The following is an 18,454-nucleotide window of genomic DNA, read 5'->3' as shown; positions in this document are numbered from 1 at the left end:
GCCGCATCATTTCTGATGCGGCTTTCTTAAAAGTGGTCGGTGAAGAGGGATTCGAACCCCCGACCCTCTGGTCCCAAACCAGATGCGCTACCAAGCTGCGCTATTCACCGAGCTGTTAACTAAAGACATTGTCCGTGTCAACGAGGGCTATAATACTGCTCAGGATTTTTTTGACAAGCATTATTTTCATTTTTTAATTTGTTCGCTTATTAATTCATCAAATACATGGATTTATTCAATATTTGTTTAATAATAGTACGTATAATAATTATAATCCTTCCAATATTATATGATCGTTTTAAGGATTCTTTATGTCACATTCTGATGAATTATCACTATTTCAAGAAATGATGGGCGATATAAAACCAATTACACAAGATACAGTGCTTCCTACTTCATCTCCGCATAAGGCAAATGAATCTCAACAAGCAAGAAAAGAAGCTGCACAAGCTTTAGCTGAAACAGACTCAGATTATTTATCTTTAGATACCGCGATTTTATTGCAACCTGATGATGTGATTGAATACAAACGTGACGGCATGCAAGATGGAGTCTATCGAAAAGTTCGTTTAGGTAAGTATGATATTCAAGCACGCTTAGATCTGCATAAACGAACGCTAAAACAGGCCAGAGATGAGATCTTACATTTTTTAAAGCAATGTCAAAAAATGGATATCCGTTTTGCCGTTATTGTTCATGGCAAAGGAGCTAAATCCAATCCTCCTGCTTTAATTAAAAGCCATGTTGCTCAATGGCTACCACAAATAAAAGAAGTCATGTGTGTTCACTCAGCAAAAACACAACATGGCGGAACTGGTGCTGTTTATGTGCTACTTAGAAAAAGTGAAGCTAAAAAATTAGATAATAGAGAAAAGCATCAAAAACGCAGCTCATAAAAAAAGCCTCCAAAATTTTGGAGGCTTTTTCATATAAACATTAGCGCTTATTTATAAACAATCTCACCACGAGGTGCAAATTCATTCACATCAATTGGGCTATTTGTTTCTAAGAACTCTTTAAGTACTTCGGCATCAACAAAACCTGTATTTACATAACCTGGGTGATCTGAAATTTTAGGGTAACCATCACCACCTGCGGCATTGTAGCTTGGTACAGTAAAGCGATATGTGTTATCTAAACGCAATTGCTTACCACCAATAAACACATTTGATACTTTGCCATTCTCCACTGTCATCTTAATGCCTGCAAATTGAGCATAAGCACCAGAATCAACAGGTTTCGTTGCGACAACATTTAAGTAATCTAGTACTTCTTGGCCTGTCATATCAGCATAAGTAACGATATTTCCAAACGGTTGCACGGTTAACACGTCTTTATAGGTTACATCGCCCATCTCAATTGAATCACGCACACCACCTGAGTTCATCACTGCAAAGTCCGCTTTAGCACGTTCCATATGAGATTGAGCAATTAAACGACCTAAATTTGTTTGTTGGAAACGAACCACATTACGGTCCCCTTCTAACTTTCCATTAGTTGATGCGATTTTCACATTCAACTGTCCTTGACCTTTTTCTTGGTATGGTTTTAAGAATGCAAGTAATTCAGGATCTTGTTCAATCTCATCTTGGATAAATACACGCTGTTTTTTACCGTCGATTTTCACTTTTTTCTTTAAGTTCACAGGAATAAGATCGTAACTTACCATCTCTAATTCGCCATTACGGAATTCAAAATCAGCTTTACCTACGTATTTACCCCATTCGTGCGCTTGAACAATCCAAGTACCGTTTTGCTGGTCTGGTTTACACTCATCACCTGGTGTAAAGTTTTTCTTAGCGACATTTGGGCCTTCCATACATACAGGCTCTTGTGAGTGACCACCCACAATCATGTCTAGCTCACCAAGCTCAAGTGAACGAGCTAAAGCAACATCACCTGGAGCGTTAATACCACGTTGACCATTTTCATAATGGCCCATATGCGTTACTGCAAAAATAAGATCCGGCTTTTCATTCGCTTCTAGCTCTGCAATGATTTTTTTCGCTTCTGCTTTAGGATCACGAAACTCTAAATCACCGATGTATTCTGGGTTACCAATTTTAGCCGTGTCTTCAGTTGTGAAACCAACAACAGCAATTTTAATACCTTGCTTTTCAAAGATTTCGTACGCTTGATATTTACGCTCACCCGTTGTCTTATCATAGATATTCGCTGATAGCATTGGGAACTCAGCCCAATCAATCTGCTTTTGCAATACATCTAATGGATTATCAAATTCATGGTTACCAAGGGCAATCGCACCATAACCAATTTTATTCATGCCTTTAAAATCTGGTTCAGCATCCTGAAGATCTGATTCAGGAACACCGGTATTAATATCACCACCAGAAAGAAGAAGAACGCTACCGCCTTGTGCTTGAACATCTGCTCGTAACTCATCAATCAGCGTTTTACGAGCCGCCATGCCATACTCGCCGTATTTATTCTGCCAAAAACGACCGTGGTTATCGTTTGTATGTAATACCGTTAGCTTATACGTAGTATCTTCTTGCCATGCATGCTCGGTTGTTGTTGCACAACCTGCTAGCGTTGTAACTAATGCAGCAGCAATCGCTGTTTTTAGAGAAAGACGTTCCATCATGTTTCACCATTCATTCAAGGGTAATAAACTAGACCAAATCAATCAATTACGAGTGGTTCAATCCAATAACCTGACCAAGTTTAAAAGAATTACGCTTTACTCTCACATTGATTTCATAAATATGTCTGTTAGATCACTAAAAATAACTCATAAATTACTCATAAATTACTCATAAATAGTAAAATTAAAACATAAACCGATTGGTACAAGTATATTTGATGTTGTCATTACCTTTTCATCAATAACAGAAGAAACAAAACAATCAGTGATCCAAGCTTCAGGACTATCTGAACTTTCAAATGAGTTAAAACAAGAAATAGATCGATTCAAATTGTAAACTCATAAGAAACCTTCCCTCTAATAAAGACAGAATGTAACTTCACATTCTGTCCTTTTTTTTCAGAAAACAAAGACAAAACCGACCAAAAAGAAATTAATTCTGTTAGATATTGTAAAAAAACAACACACAATAGTTACGTGCTACACACAAGCAATTGATTAAATAACAAAAAATGACAACCCACCACTTTAGCTACCCCTTTAGTGTAGTTTTATTTCGTAATTGATCCACGTCATATCGACATATTCATTCATAATTCATCATATCTATATATCAAAGATAATAGGAATCCTTATGAGCAAGATGAAGTTAGTCATCATCGGTAATGGCATGGTTGGTCATCGCTATATCGAAGATTTAGTAGATAAAACCGACGTTCAAAACATGGACATCACAGTGTTTTGTGAAGAGCCTCGTGTCGCGTACGACCGTGTTCACCTTTCTTCTTATTTTTCTCATCATACTGCAGATGAACTTTCTCTTGTAAAAGAAGGATTCTACGAAAAGCACAACATCAATGTTTTACTTGGTGAGCGTGCTATTAATATCAATCGTGAAAAACAAACCGTTTACTCAAGCACTGGCCGTGAGATTCAATACGACAAACTGGTTCTTGCAACGGGTTCTTACCCATTCGTTCCACCAATTAAAGGGAACGATGGTAAAGATTGTTTTGTTTATCGCACGATTGAAGATCTTAAATCTATCGAAGCGACGGCAAAAAACAGTAAAAGTGGTGTCGTTGTTGGTGGTGGTCTATTAGGCCTTGAAGCCGCTGGTGCATTAAAAGCACTTGGTGTAACGACTCACGTTGTTGAATTTGCACCGAAATTAATGGCAGAACAACTTGATCTTGCTGGTGGCAACCAACTTCGTCAAAAAATCGAACGCATGGGTGTTAATGTTCACACGAGCAAAAATACACTTGAAATTGTACCTGAAGGAAAAGATGCACGTAATGTCATGCGTTTTGCTGATGGTACTGAATTAGAAGCAGATTTTATCGTATTCTCTGCTGGTATTCGTCCTCAAGATAAACTGGCTCGTCAAATGGGTCTTGGTATTGCTCCTCGCGGCGGTATCGAAATCAATGATAACTGCCAAACTACCGATAAGAACATTTACGCAATTGGGGAATGTGCTTCTTGGAATCAAACCTTCTATGGCTTGGTTGCTCCTGGTTATAAAATGGCAACAGTTGCCGTTGACCACATTTTAGGTAATGACAGTAAGTTTCAAGGCGCAGACATGTCTGCAAAACTAAAACTGCTTGGCGTTAAAGTTGGCTCTATCGGTGATGCTAATGGTCGCACTCCTGGTTGTAAGAGCTACGTTTACCAAAATGAAGAACAAGAAGTTTACAAGCGTCTTATCGTTTCTGAAGACAACAAGAAGCTACTTGGTGCGGTAATGGTGGGAGACACATCTGACTATGGCGATCTTCTGCAACTTATGCTGAATGAAATCGACCTACCAGAACACCCTGACGCTCTTATTCTACCAGCACACGCTGGCGCAGAAAAACCAACACTAGGTGCTGACTCGCTTCCTGAATCTGCGGTTATCTGTTCATGCTTTGATGTAACCAAAGGCAAAATCGCTCAAGCGGTTGCAGATGGTCATCATACAATGGCTGATATTAAAGCGGTAACAGGCGCTGGTACGGGCTGTGGGGGTTGTACCCCTCTAGTAACCTCCGTCCTTAATGCTGAATTAGCAAAGTCTGGTATCGAAGTTAAGAGTGACGTGTGTGAACACTTTGCTTATTCTCGCCAAGAGCTATTCCACCTTATTCGTATCGAAGAAATCAAAACGTTTGATGAACTTCTAGAAAAATACGGCAAAGGTTACGGTTGTGAAGTATGTAAACCTCTTGCTGGTTCTATCCTTGCTTCTTGCTGGGGTGAGCACATCCTTAAACCTGAACTAGTAAAACTGCACGATACCAACGATAACTTCCTAGGTAACATTCAAAAAGACGGCACTTACTCTGTTATCCCTCGCATGGCGGGTGGCGAAGTAACACCTCAAGCACTAAGCGTTCTTGCTGATGTTGCAGCAGAATACAACCTGTACACCAAAATTACAGGCGCACAGCGTATCGGTCTATTTGGCGCTCAAAAAGATGACTTACCAGCAATCTGGAAGAAGTTAATCGCGGCAGGTTACGAGACTGGTCAAGCTTACGCAAAAGCACTTCGCATGGCTAAAACATGTGTTGGTTCAACGTGGTGTCGTTACGGTGTTCAAGACTCTGTAGGCCTAGGCGTAATGATCGAGAACCGTTATAAAGGCATCCGTACTCCTCATAAGATGAAGTTCGGCGTGTCTGGATGTACTCGTGAGTGTGCCGAAGCCCAAGGTAAAGACTTAGGTATTATCGCAACTGACGCAGGTTGGAACATGTATGTCTGTGGTAACGGTGGTATGAAACCTCGTCACGCGGACTTACTGGCAAGCGATTTAGACCAAGAAACACTTATCAAATATATCGATCGTTTCATGATGTTCTACATTCGTACGGCTGCACCACTACAACGTACATCGGTATGGATGGATAACCTAGAAGGCGGCGTGGATTACCTACGTGAAGTCATCGTAGATAACAAACTGGGTATCAACGAGCAACTGGAACTGGATGTAGCAAAATTAGTGAACAACTTTGCATGTGAGTGGACAGATACAATTAACGACGAAACTCAACTTAAGCGTTTTGCTCACTTTATCAATGCTGATGAGCGTGATGAGAATGTTGTGTTTGTTTCTGATGGCCGTGAACAACACCGCCCAGCAACTTTTACTGAAAAACACCCAGAAGCAAAGGGTGACATCCTACACGTAGCAGCAACTGAATAAGAGCGAGAGAGTTAATTATGACTTCTAAATTCGTAAAAATCTGTCAACTAGAAGATATCATTCCAGGTACAGGGGTTTGTGCTCTTGTTAATGGTGAGCAAGTTGCCGTGTTTCGTCCATCAAAAGGCGAAGACGTACTGGCAATCAGTAATACTGACCCTTACTTCCAATCAAATGTTTTATCACGTGGTTTAATTGTTGAACACCAAGGAGAGCTTTGGGTGGCTAGTCCTCTAAAGAAACAGCGCTTTAACCTTACTACAGGTGTGTGCATGGAAGATGAGCAATTTAACGTTAAAGCATATAAAACTCGTGTTACTAAAGGTGCAGTAGAAATCTCAGCTTAGTTACTTACGTTAGATTTAATAGCTTAAAGGCTTGCTGTTTCTCAACAGTAGAGAACCAGCGAGTCTTTCACTATTCAATTTAAACTTTAATTTTTTATAAGGACACATTCATGTCTACTAGTGACTTTAAACCAGCAGAATTTGTACAAACCATGATTAATGTTGGTGAAGCAAAAGTAAAAACAAGCACTCGAGATCTTCTAATACGAAGCACAATGGCTGGTATTATTTTATCTCTGGCGGTGGTGGTTGCTATTACGACCATTGTACAAACTGGTGTTGGTATCGTTGGTGCACTTGTCTTCCCTGTTGGTTTTGTTATTTTGAGTGTAATGGGCTATGACCTAGTAACGGGTGTGTTTGGTCTTGCTCCATTGGCAAAATTTGATAACCGTCCTGGCATTACTTGGGGTCGTATTTTCCGCTGCTGGGGTCTTGTTGGTCTAGGTAACCTTATTGGTTCATTAATTGTTGCTTATCTTGTTGCGGTTTCTCTAACAGGTAACTTCTCTTTAGAGTTAAACGCGGTCGCGAAGAAGTTTATCGCTGTATCGACAGGCCGTAGCTTAGGCTTTGAAAATATGGGCATGGATGGTTGGATCACGTGTTTTGTCCGCGCTATTTTCTGTAACCTAATGGTATGTTTAGGTGTGATTGGTAATATGACAGCTCGCACAGTGTCTGGCCGTGTAGCAATGATGTGGTTCCCAATCTTCATCTTCTTCGCACTAGTATTTGAGCACACAGTAGTAAACATGTTCCTATTCCCACTAGGTATGATTCTTGGTGCTGATTTCGGTATCGCTACATGGTTGAACTTCAACCTTATCCCTACTATTTTAGGTAATATTGTTGGCGGCCTACTATTTACTTGTATTCCTCTTTATCTTACTCACGCAAAAACAGCACCATCATTGGATGCTAAGTAATTAGTAACGAATAAAGTTAGTTATAACTCATTCAAATTAAATCACTCTTAATCAAGTATTAAGGGTGATTTTTTTTATCGACTCTTACATACTAGAGTAAAATAAAAACATAATGCAGGAATCTATTATGCCAAGTATTCAAGCTCAATCTGAGCAACACAAACAAACCGGACTTGTTTCTCTTGTTGGCGCAGGTCCTGGTGATCCTGAATTATTAACCATGAAAGGTTATCGCTTAATTAAAGACGCTGATGTTCTTGTTTATGACCGCCTTGTATCCAAAGAAATTTTAGCGCTTGCGAACGATAAAGCAGAAATGATTTATGTTGGTAAGAAACTTGACTTTCATTTCGTCCCACAAGATAAAATAAACCAAATACTGGTAGATAAAGCACAAGAAGGTAAACGTGTTGTGCGTCTTAAAGGTGGCGATTCATTTATCTTTGGTCGAGGCGGTGAAGAGTTAGAAACCCTGGCTGAAAACGGTGTTCAATTTGAAGTAATTCCTGGTATTACCGCCGCTGCTGGGGCTACCTCTTATGCTGGTATTCCCCTTACCCATCGAGACCATGCACAAAGTGTCCAGTTTATTACCGCTCATGTTCAAAAAGACGGAGCAGAAATTGAATGGGACGCTTTAGTTCGTTCAAACAATACCTTGGTTTTCTACATGGGGTTAAAGCAATCTCCACACATTTCAACCCAGTTAATTGAGCATGGATTAGCGGCAGATACGCCTTGTGCTATTATTGAGCGTGGTACAACACAAAAACAAAAAGTATTTACAGGTACCATTTCAGAATTAGCTCAAATGGCAAAAAAAGCCATTAGCCCGTCATTAATTGTTGTGGGTAGTGTAACGACATTACATAAAAAACTAGATTGGTTTTCACCAAACTCAGCAAATACTGAATAAGCATTTAAACCAAACACAAAAAAGCCCAAGAAAGTTATCTCTCTTGGGCTTTAATTTATCTAGCTACTCTCAATATTATTTAATATCGATGTGCTCAAAACCTTTAATTAAATCATCTAGCGCTTTCATTTGTTTCAAGAAAGGTTCTAGTTGATCTAGCGGTAATGCTGAAGGACCATCACACAGTGCTTTATCTGGATTCGGATGCGCTTCAATAAATAGGCCAGCAATACCTGTCGCTAAACCCGCTTTTGCAAGTTCTACTGTTTGTGAACGACGGCCGCCAGACGCTTTACCACTTGGATCACGGTTCTGTAGAGAATGCGTTACATCAAAGATGATTGGGCTACCATTTGACGCTTTTTTCATTACACCAAAACCAAGCATATCAACCACTAGGTTGTCGTAACCCATGCACGAACCACGCTCACAAAGAATGATATTTTCATTCCCACACTCTGCAAACTTATCAACAATATTGCCGACTTGATCTGGGCTCATAAACTGTGGTTTCTTAACGTTAATCACAGCACCAGTTCTTGCCATCGTCTCAACTAAGTCTGTTTGACGAGCAAGAAAAGCAGGTAGTTGGATTACATCCACCACATCAGCTACAGGCTGAGCTTGTGCTTCTGTATGAATATCCGTAATAATTTTAACGCCAAAAGTATCTTTCAACTCTTGGAATATTTTTAAACCTTCTTCCATACCAGGACCGCGGTATGAATGAATTGAAGAACGGTTTGCTTTATCAAAAGACGCTTTAAATACGTAAGGAATGCCTAATTTATCAGTAATTTCTACGTACTTCTCACAGATTTGCATTGCAAGATCACGAGATTCTAATACGTTCATACCTGCAAATAAGGTAAACGGCTTATCATTTGCGACATCGATACTGCCAATTTTTACTGTTTTTTGATTTTGCATTATCTTCACTCTTAATGGAGAACGGTAGGATGTTGTTGTAATAACAGTTGAACTTGCTCTTTCACCAATAGCACTGATGGATCATTTGGGCACTGCTCAATAAAATATTCTAAATCGCTTTTTGCAACTTCATTACAGTGTAGTTGTTGATAGATTAATCCTCTATCACGAATTTCAAATGGATCATCCGGCACCATAGTCAGTGCCAAATCACTGCATGTTAATGCAAACGCAAATTTTTTCTCTCGAATACAAGCCGTTTTAATCACCGCAAGTAAACGCCCAATTAAGGTCACATTATCAATCGACTCAAGGTGTACCGGCAAAATTTTTGCTAACGGACCACCGTAACCGATTAACCAAGCCGTCATTAAATGCTCACCGATATACTGACCATCAAACGGATTTATATAGCGAGTTTCCTGATTTGGCCAATCCACTCTTAAAACGAGTTGAGTTGGGAAATTGATAGCGCTGACAGGAAGGTTTACATAGTTACAAAGATATAAAAATAGAGCACCCAAAGTAACTGGAATGCCTTTTTTAGTATCAATCACATGATCAATAAACGCGTTTTCAGAGTTAAAGTAGGTATAAATATCACCTTGATACCCCCATTCAACATAAAAAAGTTGAAGTAACCGCTCTAAACGTTGTTCGTCATTGAGTTCATGAGCTAATACTTGCTCTGCTTCTACGCACATTTCTTGCAGTTTGGTGTCAACCCATTGCTTTTGTATGCTTGGATTAATAGCAACATTAAGTGCTAAAGCGCCTTCAACAAGACTCAAGCTTTCTAAATTTTCACCAAATAACTGCAACATGATTACCCCAGAAATGTTGGCACTTTAGTCACGGCTATCTTAGCTGCAACCATTAGCCAGCCTAACGCGCCAAGAAAAGCAAAGGTCTTAAATACTTTATTTTTACCATTGTTTAGCGTGACAAAAGCTAAAGCGATATAAACCATTACACACGTTAATTTTTCTGTTAACCAAGGCGCTGAACCTGTAAATGGAATAAACCCAGTAATAAAGATAAGCGCAATACCACTCAATAGCATTGCAGAGTCAACAACGTGAGGCACTCGCTTTAAAAACGCTTTATTGCGAAGGTCTGAATCAACCATCATCAATACGTAACGAACGACAAATAATAATACGCTACAAGCGATCATAAATAGATGAATGTGTTTAACAGCGGTATACATGAATTATCCTTTATTCTCTGTGTTTACTGTCCATTGACCCAAGGTTACTCGGTCATTGCCAGCATAATCTTTCTCTGTTTTAACATTAATGAAGCCATACTCGATAAAGTAATCACGTAATTGATTACCTTGCTCAAAGCCATGCTCCATTAATAACCAGCCGTTATCAATAAGATGTTGACGGCTGTGATCAATAATATGAAGTAAATCAGCAAAGCCTTCTTGCTCTGCTACCAAGGCCGTTTGAGGCTCAAATCGTACATCACCTTGAGATAGATGAGGATCATTACCGTCAATATAAGGAGGATTACTGACTATAATATCAAATTGGTCTTCCTGAGAAATTGGAGTAAACCAACTGCCCTGCCGAAATTCGGTATTAGTAATGTGATTGTCTTTTGCGTTTCTTCTTGCTAATTCAACCGCATCATCTTGATAATCGACACCCATTACCTTCAGTTTTGGTAGCTCAGAGGCAATCGCAAGAGCAATAGCTCCAGTACCTGTCCCTAAATCCAAGACACGACTAGACGACTCAGTAAGAAGATCTAAAGCAACTTCAACTAAACGCTCTGTATCCGGTCTTGGGATCAGTGTTGTTGGTGATACTTTAAGTGGTAATGACCAGAATTCACGATATCCCACAATATAAGCAATAGGTTCACCAGCAAGACGTCGTTCTAGTAAAGTATCAAAATTACTCAGTTCTTCGTCTGATACCACTTTTTCTGGCCAAGTAAGTAAATAACTTCTTGGCTTATCAAGAACATGACACAACAGCACAGCAGCATCAACTTGAGGGGAATCACTCCCCTCAAGAGCTAATGATTGAATTGAGCGTTTCAGCAACGCTTCAATAGATAAGCTCATTAGTTATTTTCAGCTAATGCAGCAAGTTGGTCTGCTTGATACTCAAGAACAACAGGTTCAATCAGCGAAGCTAAGTCACCTTCTAGCACTTCGTTTAAGCGGTAGATAGTTAAGTTGATACGGTGATCAGAAACACGACCTTGTGGGTAGTTGTAAGTACGAATACGATCAGAACGGTCACCAGAACCTAATAAGTTACGACGCGTATCAGATACTGCTTCAGCACGACGAGCTTGTTCAGCTTGAATAATACGAGCAGCAAGAACCGACATCGCTTTTGCTTTGTTTTTATGTTGTGAACGCTCATCCTGACACTCAACAACCGTACCTGTTGGTAAGTGAGTAATACGGATTGCTGAATCAGTGGTGTTAACGTGCTGACCGCCCGCGCCTGATGCACGGAAGGTATCAATTTTTAAATCTGCTGCTTTGATTTCAGGAAGATCCGCTTCTGGGATTTCAGCCATTACCGCAACAGTACATGCTGAGGTATGTACACGACCTTGAGATTCTGTTTCTGGTACACGTTGCACACGGTGACCACCTGATTCAAATTTCAGTACGCCATAAGCACCATCACCGCTTACTTTTGCAATCATTTCTTTAAAGCCACCTTGCTCAGAAACATTCGAGCTCATGACTTCGATGCGCCAGCCCTTTTTCTCTGCAAAACGTGAATACATGCGGAAAAGGTTACCAGCAAAGATACCGGCTTCATCACCACCCGCACCCGCACGAATTTCTAAGAAACAGTTACGTTCATCGTTTGGATCTTTTGGCAATAAAAGCACTTGCAACTCATCAGTAAGGCGCTCAATAGCTTCCTTAGCTTCTTTAATCTCTTCTTGCGCCATTTCGCGCATTTCAGCATCATCTTCTTGCGCCATTTCTTCAGCAGCAACTAAATCTTCTTGAGCTTGTTCGTACGCTTGGAAGCACTGTGTTACTTCTTCTAGTTGAGAATATTCACGCGATAAAGCTCGGAATTTATTTTGATCACCAATAACGCCTGGATCACCCAATAAATGCTGAACTTCTTCATAACGCTCAACCAGCGTTTCTAGTTTTACTCGAATTGATGCTTTCATAATAGTATTTATTCTTTTCTTTATGTTGGTAGCGAGCGCTACACTTAGTTGTCTAGACCAATACTTTGACGTATCACAGTAAGTTTTTCTGACTCACCATTTTTGGCGGCCTTCTGCATAGCAAGTGTTGGTGCATGAATGAGTTTATTTGTTAATTTATTACTTAATTCTGCCAAAACTTTTTCTGCATTTTGACCAGAAGCGAGCGCTTGAATACTTTTTTGCAATAGCTCAGTTCGAATCGCTTCTGAATTATCACGGTATTCACGAATACTTTTAACGGCTTGACGCGAGCGGATCCAAGTCATGAAGCTTGCACTTTCTTCACTGACAATGACTTCGGCCTGAATCGCTTCAATTTTTCGTTGCTCAATGTTGTGATCGATGATCGACTTAAGATCATCAACAGAATACAGATAGGCATCATTTAACTCAGCCACTTCTCCCTCAATATCACGAGGGACCGCAATATCGACAAACAACATTGGCTGATGTTTGCGTTGCTTTAAAGCGCTTTCAACCATCCCTTTACCAATAATTGGCAATGGGCTAGCAGTAGAGCTGATAATAATATCGGCTTTTGATAAATGTTCTGGAATTTCAGGAAGACTAATAACATCCGCATTAAATTGCTCTGCAAGCCCCATAGCTCTTTCGCGAGTTCGGTTAGCAACAATCAATTTTTTACAACCCGCAGCATCTAAATGCTTAGCAACTAACTCAATGGTTTCGCCTGCCCCAACTAAAAGGACCGTTGACTCAGCAAGGGATTCGAAAATTTGACGAGCTAAAATACAAGCGGCATAAGCAACAGATACCGCATTACCGCCAATATTAGTTTCTGTTCTGACCCGTTTGGCTACAGAAAAATCACTTTGAAATAGTTTTTCAATAGTCCCCTCTACTGCATTACGCTCACGCGCATCAGCGAAGGCTTTTTTTACTTGACCTAAAATCTGTGGCTCACCTAATACTAATGAATCTAAGCCACAAGAAACACGCATTAAATGTTTTACCGCCGCTTGTTCTTCATAAACATAGATGCTTGGCATCAACAGCTCTAAAGAAACATCGTGAAATTCAGCTAACCAGTTAATAACATAGCCACTACTGATCCCCATTTTCACTTCGCAATAGATTTCAGTTCGATTGCAAGTCGATAAAATCACGCCGCTTTGAATCGCATCACTGTTTTTTAGTTCATCTAATGCTCTAGTTAATTTATCTGGAGAGAAAGCAACTCTCTCACGTAAATCAACTGAGGCTGATGTATGATTGATTCCAATAACAAGCAATGACATTCGGCAAACAGACCAATAAAAAAATAACAAGGGCGGATTTTACTTGATGCCGCCCAATTTTAAAAGGCATAGGGGCTATCAGGAGAGAAATTAGTGAGCAATAAGCACTATTTGTATCCAAATATTCAAACAATTTGCTACAATCTGATACCTACTTTAGATTAAACATGAGATTTTTAATGACGCTTCCTCATTTTACTCGCTTTCCATTAGTTGTTCTTATCTTTACTCTTTTTCTGAGTGCTTGTTCTAGTGTTCCTTTAACGCCACAACAATCGACTAATTGGAATAAACATCAAACTAAACTACAAGAAATAAATGAGTATAAAGTCACTGGGAAAATTGGCTATAAATCCCCAGAACAACGTCATAGCTTAAATTTCCAATGGACTCAAAACCAAGACAATAGTGAGCTGTTATTAACCACATTTTTAGGCCAAACGGTTCTCAAAGTTTCAATGAATCAAGGCAATACCATTGTAGAAACGGGAGACGACCAAACTTTTGAAGGTACAGACCCTGGGCGACTTATCTACGGTCTCACAGGTCTTAATATGCCGATTGCTTATCTTGGTGATTGGATAAAAGGATTACCTACCGCAGCTGATGACTTTCAGCTAAATGAATTAAATACCATCGAACACTTATCAAAACAGGTTGGACAAACCAACTGGCATCTACGCTATAACAGCTATCGCGACAATGAACAGGTACTATTACCAAATTCAATGACACTTACTCAGCAAAGCACCACAATTAAAATCATTGCTTCAAATTGGACTGTTACTCAATGACAAAAAGTTACTCAATGATAAATACCTCTACTCGCTGGCCTTCTCCTGCGAAACTCAACTTATTTCTTTATATTAATGGCCAACAAGAAAATGGCTATCATGAACTTCAAACTCTATTTCAGTTCATCGATTTATGTGACTACCTAACTATTACGCCTAATAAGACCGGTAAAATCACCTTATCTCCAGATATCCCGGGAGTTAAAACAGAAGATAATTTGATCTGGAAAGCAGCAACTCTTCTCCAGCAGCATACTTCATCCGTACTCGGTGCTCATATCGAAATAGAAAAAGTACTTCCTATGGGAGGAGGTATTGGTGGTGGTTCTTCTAATGCTGCAACGGTTTTAGTTGCTTTGAATTTCCTTTGGCAGTTGAATTTGCCCAACAATGCGCTTAGTGAGTTGGGCGTAAGATTAGGGGCAGACGTCCCTATCTTTGTTCACGGTTTTTCTGCATTTGCAGAAGGTGTTGGCGAGAAATTACAACCCGCCAACCCTAAAGAGTTATGGTACGTATTAATTAAGCCAAACGTAAGCATTGCAACTGTTGATGTCTTCACTCACCCTGATTTGATTAGAAATACACCAAAACAGTCACTTAATGCACTTTTAGACGCTCCATACGAAAACGATTGCGAAAAAATTGTCAGAAGTGTGTATCCAGAGGTTGATTACCAACTTTCATGGCTGTTAGAATATGCGCCATCAAGATTAACCGGAACAGGCGCTTGTGTTTTTGCTGAATTTAACAGCGAAAAAGAAGCACAAGAGGTTTATTCCTTAATCCCTGATAATGCAACCGGATTTATCACTCGAGGTATGAATACTTCGCCACTCAACCACAAACTGGAAGAGTATAAATCATTATGCAAAATATAAAATTCTCACAATTTGGACGCAACCCTGAGGTTTCCACCGTGCCTGACATGAAGCTATTTGCTGGTAATGCAACTCCTGAACTAGCGCAACGTATCGCTGATCGACTATACATTTCACTTGGTGACGCTACTGTCGATCGTTTTTCTGACGGCGAAGTAGCTGTTCAAATTAACGAGAATGTACGTGGTAGTGATGTTTTCATCATTCAATCTACATGTGCCCCTACTAATGACAACATCATGGAATTAGTAGTAATGATCGACGCACTTCGTCGTGCTTCTGCTGGCCGTATCACTGCGGTAATCCCATACTTTGGTTATGCTCGTCAAGATCGTCGCGTACGTTCTGCTCGTGTACCAATCACTGCAAAAGTTATTGCTGATATGCTTTCAAACGTTGGTGTTGACCGCGTTTTAACTATCGACCTTCACGCTGAACAAATTCAAGGTTTCTTCGACGTACCAGTAGACAACATCTTCGGTACTCCTGTACTGCTTGATGACATGCGCACTCGTGGTCTAGAAAATCCAGTTGTTGTTTCTCCTGACCTAGGTGGTGTTGTTCGTGCTCGCGCAACAGCAAAAGCATTAGGTGATGTTGATATCGCTATCGTTGATAAACGTCGTCCACGTGCAAACGTATCAGAAGTAATGAACCTTATTGGTGATGTTGACGGTCGTGACTGTGTTATCGTTGATGACATGATCGATACTGGCGGTACATTATGTAAAGCAGCTGAAGCACTTAAAGAACGCGGTGCTAAACGTGTATTTGCTTATGCAACTCACGCTGTATTCTCTGGTTCAGCAGCAGAAAACATTGCAAACTCGGTATTAGACCAAGTTGTAGTTACTGACTCGATTACTCTATCTAAAGAAATGGCAGCAACAGGCAAAGTAACTGAACTAAGCCTTTCTCGCATGCTAGCTGAAGCGATTCGTCGTATCAGCAATGAAGAGTCAATCTCTGCAATGTTTGATCACTAATCAAACAAAAATCTATTCAAACGCCCTGCTATATGCGGGGCGTTTTTGTATTTGGATTTCTTGTGTTAATATGGCGCGCCTTTTTAATGGGACATACTAATACCATTAATTTTCTTTCGTTTCTTTTATACGAATAAGTTTATTAATGATATTGGTATCCAAGATAGAGAGATAAGTCTTTGAGTAATCAAATCAAACTTCTTGTTGGACTAGCAAACCCTGGTCTTGAGTATAAAAGAACTCGCCATAATGCAGGGGCATGGGTCGTCGAAGAGCTCGCTCGTATGCACAACGTTTCACTGCGAGAAGAAGCTAAGTTCTTCGGGTTAACAGGTAGGATCCAAAGCAATGGCCAAGATCTTCGCTTATTAATCCCAACAACATTTATGAATTTATCAGGTAAAGCGATTGCTTCATTAGCTAAGTTTTACCAAATAAAACCAGAAGAGATTTTAGTTGCTCATGATGAGCTAGATCTCCCTCCTGGGGTAGCAAAATTCAAAAAAGGTGGTGGTCACGGAGGTCATAATGGCTTACGAGATACCATTACTAAATTAGCCAATACGAAAGAGTTCTATCGACTCCGTATTGGTATTGGCCACCCTGGCCACAAAGATAAAGTTGCCGGTTTTGTTTTAGGAAAAGCGCCTACCAAAGAGCAAGAGTTAATCGATGCTGCTGTAGATGAATCTACACGCTGTTTAGATATCTTGCTTAAAGATGGATTAAGTAAAGCACAAAATCGTTTACACACATTCAAAGCTGAATAACACAGATAAGGTTTACATCATGGGTTTTAAATGCGGAATCGTTGGTCTTCCAAACGTTGGTAAGTCAACACTGTTTAACGCACTAACTAAAGCGGGAATTGAAGCGGCAAACTTCCCTTTCTGTACAATTGAACCAAACACAGGTGTGGTTCCTGTTCCAGATCTACGTTTAGACGCATTAGCTAAAATCGTAAATCCAGAGCGTATTCTTCCTACGACAATGGAATTCGTTGATATCGCAGGTCTTGTAGCTGGTGCATCTAAAGGTGAAGGTCTAGGTAATAAATTCCTAGCAAACATCCGTGAAACAGACGCTATTGGCCATGTTGTTCGTTGTTTTGAAAATGAAAACATCATTCACGTAGCTGGTAAAATCTCACCGATTGAAGATATCGAGATCATCAACCTTGAGCTTGCTCTAGCTGATTTAGATTCATGTGAACGTGCAATCTTCCGTCAAACGAAGAAAGCAAAAGGTGGCGATAAAGACGCTAAGTTTGAAATCTCAGTACTTGAAAAACTGCTGCCTGTATTCACAGAAGGTGGAATGGCTCGCACTGTTGAACTAGCAAAAGAAGAAATCGCAGCTGTTTCTTACCTGAATTTCTTAACACTAAAACCAACAATGTATATTGCTAACGTTAGTGAAGATGGTTTTGAAAACAACCCATTCCTAGATATGGTTCGTGAATACGCAGAAAAAGAAAACAACGTAGTTGTTCCAGTATGTGCAGCTATTGAATCTGAGCTTTCTGAACTAGATGATGAAGATCGCGAAGAATTCCTTGCTGATATGGGCATCGAAGAACCAGGCCTAAACCGAGTGATCCGCTCTGGTTACGAACTACTAACTCTACAAACGTATTTCACTGCGGGTGTAAAAGAAGTTCGCGCTTGGACTATCCCAGTAGGAGCAACTGCACCACAAGCTGCAGGTAAGATCCACACAGACTTTGAAAAAGGCTTTATCCGTGCAGAAGTTGTTGGCTATGATAACTTTATTGAATTTAGTGGCGAGAGTGGCGCTAAAGAAGCCGGCAAATGGCGCCTAGAAGGAAAAGATTACATCGTTAAAGATGGTGATGTAGTGCATTTCCGCTTCAACGTATAATAAAAAAGGCCAGCAAATTTGCTGGCCTTTTTATTACTTGTCTATATTTCAAACAGTTAAAAGCTATTATTCTTCTCACTGCTCATCAGTACCACTTCTTGTTTTCAACTCTTATCCCTATTCTTTTGCTCTTATTCACTCTTATTTGCATATAAAAAGTACGCTTTGATTAAATTCCGTTCGAACAATCAAAGATTTCATATTTTTTTCAAAAAAGTGTTGACGCATAAGCCTCTGATACGCATAATGCGCTCCGTCCTCACCGATAAGACGGAAGAGAGACGAGTTAGAAATAAAGAAACAATTTGGCTACTTAGCTCAGCTGGTTAGAGCACATCACTCATAATGATGGGGTCACAGGTTCAAATCCCGTAGTAGCCACCATACAACTTTTAATTGATTTACCAATCGTCAATTAAAATATAGAATAACTACTCTTTGTAGATTAAGTGACTATCAGTCCTTAATAATCAAACAGTAGAACGCGGACGTGGCGGAATTGGTAGACGCACCAGATTTA

17 protein-coding genes and 2 tRNA genes are annotated in these 18,454 nt (G+C 39.9%); 11 read left to right on the top strand and 8 right to left on the bottom strand.

Features of this window, described 5'->3' with window-relative positions; translation table 11 throughout:
• Nucleotides 1-33: 33 nt before the first annotated feature.
• Nucleotides 34-110 (bottom strand) — tRNA-Pro (locus tag PVK70_RS17505).
• 201 nt (nt 111-311) lie between these two features.
• Here PVK70_RS17505 and smrA point away from each other — a divergent pair.
• Entirely contained in the window at nt 312-896 is a 585-nt protein-coding gene (smrA, locus tag PVK70_RS17500; protein ID WP_130049271.1) for a DNA endonuclease SmrA, read from the top strand.
• A 47-nt stretch (nt 897-943) separates the two neighbouring features.
• Here the strand turns inward: smrA and ushA are convergent, their stop codons facing one another.
• Nucleotides 944-2,605, bottom strand: coding sequence for a bifunctional UDP-sugar hydrolase/5'-nucleotidase UshA (ushA, locus tag PVK70_RS17495; protein ID WP_165367193.1), 1,662 nt, complete (start codon nt 2,603-2,605; stop codon nt 944-946).
• Between the two features lie 634 nt (nt 2,606-3,239).
• Here ushA and nirB point away from each other — a divergent pair.
• The 4 genes from nirB (at nt 3,240) to cobA (ending at nt 7,993) form a co-directional block, all read left to right on the top strand.
• Entirely contained in the window at nt 3,240-5,801 is a 2,562-nt protein-coding gene (gene nirB, locus PVK70_RS17490) for a nitrite reductase large subunit NirB (protein ID WP_130049272.1), read from the top strand.
• Nucleotides 5,802-5,818: 17 nt separating this feature from the next.
• The gene (gene nirD, locus PVK70_RS17485) at nt 5,819-6,148 is read left to right on the top strand and encodes a nitrite reductase small subunit NirD (RefSeq protein WP_130049273.1); all 330 of its coding nucleotides are present in this window, start codon (nt 5,819-5,821) and stop codon (nt 6,146-6,148) included.
• Between the two features lie 110 nt (nt 6,149-6,258).
• Complete coding sequence (locus PVK70_RS17480; RefSeq protein WP_130049274.1) at nt 6,259-7,077, top strand: formate/nitrite transporter family protein; 819 nt, start codon at nt 6,259-6,261, stop codon at nt 7,075-7,077.
• A gap of 127 nt (nt 7,078-7,204) precedes the next feature.
• Entirely contained in the window at nt 7,205-7,993 is a 789-nt protein-coding gene (cobA, locus tag PVK70_RS17475) for a uroporphyrinogen-III C-methyltransferase (RefSeq protein WP_130049275.1), read from the top strand.
• Between the two features lie 75 nt (nt 7,994-8,068).
• Here cobA and kdsA read toward each other — a convergent pair whose 3' ends face one another.
• The 6 genes from kdsA to hemA are packed head-to-tail and all read right to left on the bottom strand — an operon-like array spanning nt 8,069 to nt 13,392.
• Complete coding sequence (kdsA, locus tag PVK70_RS17470) at nt 8,069-8,923, bottom strand: 3-deoxy-8-phosphooctulonate synthase (protein WP_130049276.1); 855 nt, start codon at nt 8,921-8,923, stop codon at nt 8,069-8,071.
• An 11-nt stretch (nt 8,924-8,934) separates the two neighbouring features.
• Nucleotides 8,935-9,747, bottom strand: a complete 813-nt coding sequence (locus tag PVK70_RS17465) for a SirB1 family protein (protein ID WP_130049277.1) — start codon at nt 9,745-9,747, stop codon at nt 8,935-8,937.
• A gap of 2 nt (nt 9,748-9,749) precedes the next feature.
• Nucleotides 9,750-10,133 (bottom strand): SirB2 family protein, encoded by a 384-nt coding sequence (locus PVK70_RS17460; RefSeq protein WP_130043078.1) that lies wholly within the window; start codon nt 10,131-10,133, stop codon nt 9,750-9,752.
• 3 nt (nt 10,134-10,136) lie between these two features.
• A complete protein-coding gene (gene prmC, locus PVK70_RS17455; protein WP_130049278.1) occupies nt 10,137-11,003 on the bottom strand; it encodes a peptide chain release factor N(5)-glutamine methyltransferase in 867 nt (288 codons plus the stop codon).
• Nucleotides 11,003-12,091: a peptide chain release factor 1 gene (gene prfA / locus PVK70_RS17450; RefSeq protein ID WP_130043076.1), complete on the bottom strand. Its 1,089-nt coding sequence runs from the start codon at nt 12,089-12,091 to the stop codon at nt 11,003-11,005. The genes prmC and prfA overlap by 1 nt, the downstream gene beginning before the upstream one ends.
• A 44-nt stretch (nt 12,092-12,135) precedes the next feature.
• The gene (gene hemA / locus PVK70_RS17445; RefSeq protein ID WP_130049279.1) at nt 12,136-13,392 is read right to left on the bottom strand and encodes a glutamyl-tRNA reductase; all 1,257 of its coding nucleotides are present in this window, start codon (nt 13,390-13,392) and stop codon (nt 12,136-12,138) included.
• Between the two features lie 167 nt (nt 13,393-13,559).
• On the opposite strand from hemA, the gene lolB reads away from it, so the two are divergent.
• From lolB to PVK70_RS17415, 6 genes are all read left to right on the top strand, one after another.
• A complete protein-coding gene (lolB, locus tag PVK70_RS17440) occupies nt 13,560-14,186 on the top strand; it encodes a lipoprotein insertase outer membrane protein LolB (RefSeq protein ID WP_242504821.1) in 627 nt (208 codons plus the stop codon).
• A 14-nt stretch (nt 14,187-14,200) separates the two neighbouring features.
• Nucleotides 14,201-15,067 carry a 4-(cytidine 5'-diphospho)-2-C-methyl-D-erythritol kinase gene (ispE, locus tag PVK70_RS17435; RefSeq protein ID WP_130049282.1) on the top strand — a complete coding sequence of 289 codons (867 nt, stop codon included), beginning with the start codon at nt 14,201-14,203 and terminating at the stop codon, nt 15,065-15,067.
• A 38-nt stretch (nt 15,068-15,105) separates the two neighbouring features.
• Nucleotides 15,106-16,053, top strand: coding sequence for a ribose-phosphate pyrophosphokinase (locus PVK70_RS17430; RefSeq protein WP_105055548.1), 948 nt, complete (start codon nt 15,106-15,108; stop codon nt 16,051-16,053).
• Between the two features lie 179 nt (nt 16,054-16,232).
• Nucleotides 16,233-16,823 carry an aminoacyl-tRNA hydrolase gene (gene pth, locus PVK70_RS17425; protein ID WP_130043074.1) on the top strand — a complete coding sequence of 197 codons (591 nt, stop codon included), beginning with the start codon at nt 16,233-16,235 and terminating at the stop codon, nt 16,821-16,823.
• Nucleotides 16,824-16,842: 19 nt separating this feature from the next.
• Nucleotides 16,843-17,934 carry a redox-regulated ATPase YchF gene (gene ychF, locus PVK70_RS17420; protein ID WP_130043073.1) on the top strand — a complete coding sequence of 364 codons (1,092 nt, stop codon included), beginning with the start codon at nt 16,843-16,845 and terminating at the stop codon, nt 17,932-17,934.
• Between the two features lie 307 nt (nt 17,935-18,241).
• Nucleotides 18,242-18,318, top strand: a tRNA-Met gene (locus PVK70_RS17415).
• Nucleotides 18,319-18,454 lie beyond the last annotated feature (136 nt).

The sequence above is a fragment of the Aliivibrio sp. A6 genome, from assembly GCF_028765505.1.
Lineage (GTDB): Bacteria > Pseudomonadota > Gammaproteobacteria > Enterobacterales > Vibrionaceae > Aliivibrio > Aliivibrio finisterrensis_A.
This window is presented reverse-complemented; position numbering and strand designations above follow the sequence as displayed.

Bases quoted from the DNA above. Each gene is read 5' to 3' on its own strand.
- smrA (WP_130049271.1), top strand. From the start codon at position 312: ATGTCACATTCTGATGAATTATCACTATTTCAAGAAATGATGGGCGAT.
- ushA (WP_165367193.1), bottom strand. From the start codon at position 2,605: ATGATGGAACGTCTTTCTCTAAAAACAGCGATTGCTGCTGCATTAGTT.
- nirB (WP_130049272.1), top strand. From the start codon at position 3,240: ATGAGCAAGATGAAGTTAGTCATCATCGGTAATGGCATGGTTGGTCAT.
- nirD (WP_130049273.1), top strand. From the start codon at position 5,819: ATGACTTCTAAATTCGTAAAAATCTGTCAACTAGAAGATATCATTCCA.
- PVK70_RS17480 (WP_130049274.1), top strand. From the start codon at position 6,259: ATGTCTACTAGTGACTTTAAACCAGCAGAATTTGTACAAACCATGATT.
- cobA (WP_130049275.1), top strand. From the start codon at position 7,205: ATGCCAAGTATTCAAGCTCAATCTGAGCAACACAAACAAACCGGACTT.
- kdsA (WP_130049276.1), bottom strand. From the start codon at position 8,923: ATGCAAAATCAAAAAACAGTAAAAATTGGCAGTATCGATGTCGCAAAT.
- PVK70_RS17465 (WP_130049277.1), bottom strand. From the start codon at position 9,747: ATGTTGCAGTTATTTGGTGAAAATTTAGAAAGCTTGAGTCTTGTTGAA.
- PVK70_RS17460 (WP_130043078.1), bottom strand. From the start codon at position 10,133: ATGTATACCGCTGTTAAACACATTCATCTATTTATGATCGCTTGTAGC.
- prmC (WP_130049278.1), bottom strand. From the start codon at position 11,003: ATGAGCTTATCTATTGAAGCGTTGCTGAAACGCTCAATTCAATCATTA.
- prfA (WP_130043076.1), bottom strand. From the start codon at position 12,091: ATGAAAGCATCAATTCGAGTAAAACTAGAAACGCTGGTTGAGCGTTAT.
- hemA (WP_130049279.1), bottom strand. From the start codon at position 13,392: ATGTCATTGCTTGTTATTGGAATCAATCATACATCAGCCTCAGTTGAT.
- lolB (WP_242504821.1), top strand. From the start codon at position 13,560: ATGAGATTTTTAATGACGCTTCCTCATTTTACTCGCTTTCCATTAGTT.
- ispE (WP_130049282.1), top strand. From the start codon at position 14,201: ATGATAAATACCTCTACTCGCTGGCCTTCTCCTGCGAAACTCAACTTA.
- ychF (WP_130043073.1), top strand. From the start codon at position 16,843: ATGGGTTTTAAATGCGGAATCGTTGGTCTTCCAAACGTTGGTAAGTCA.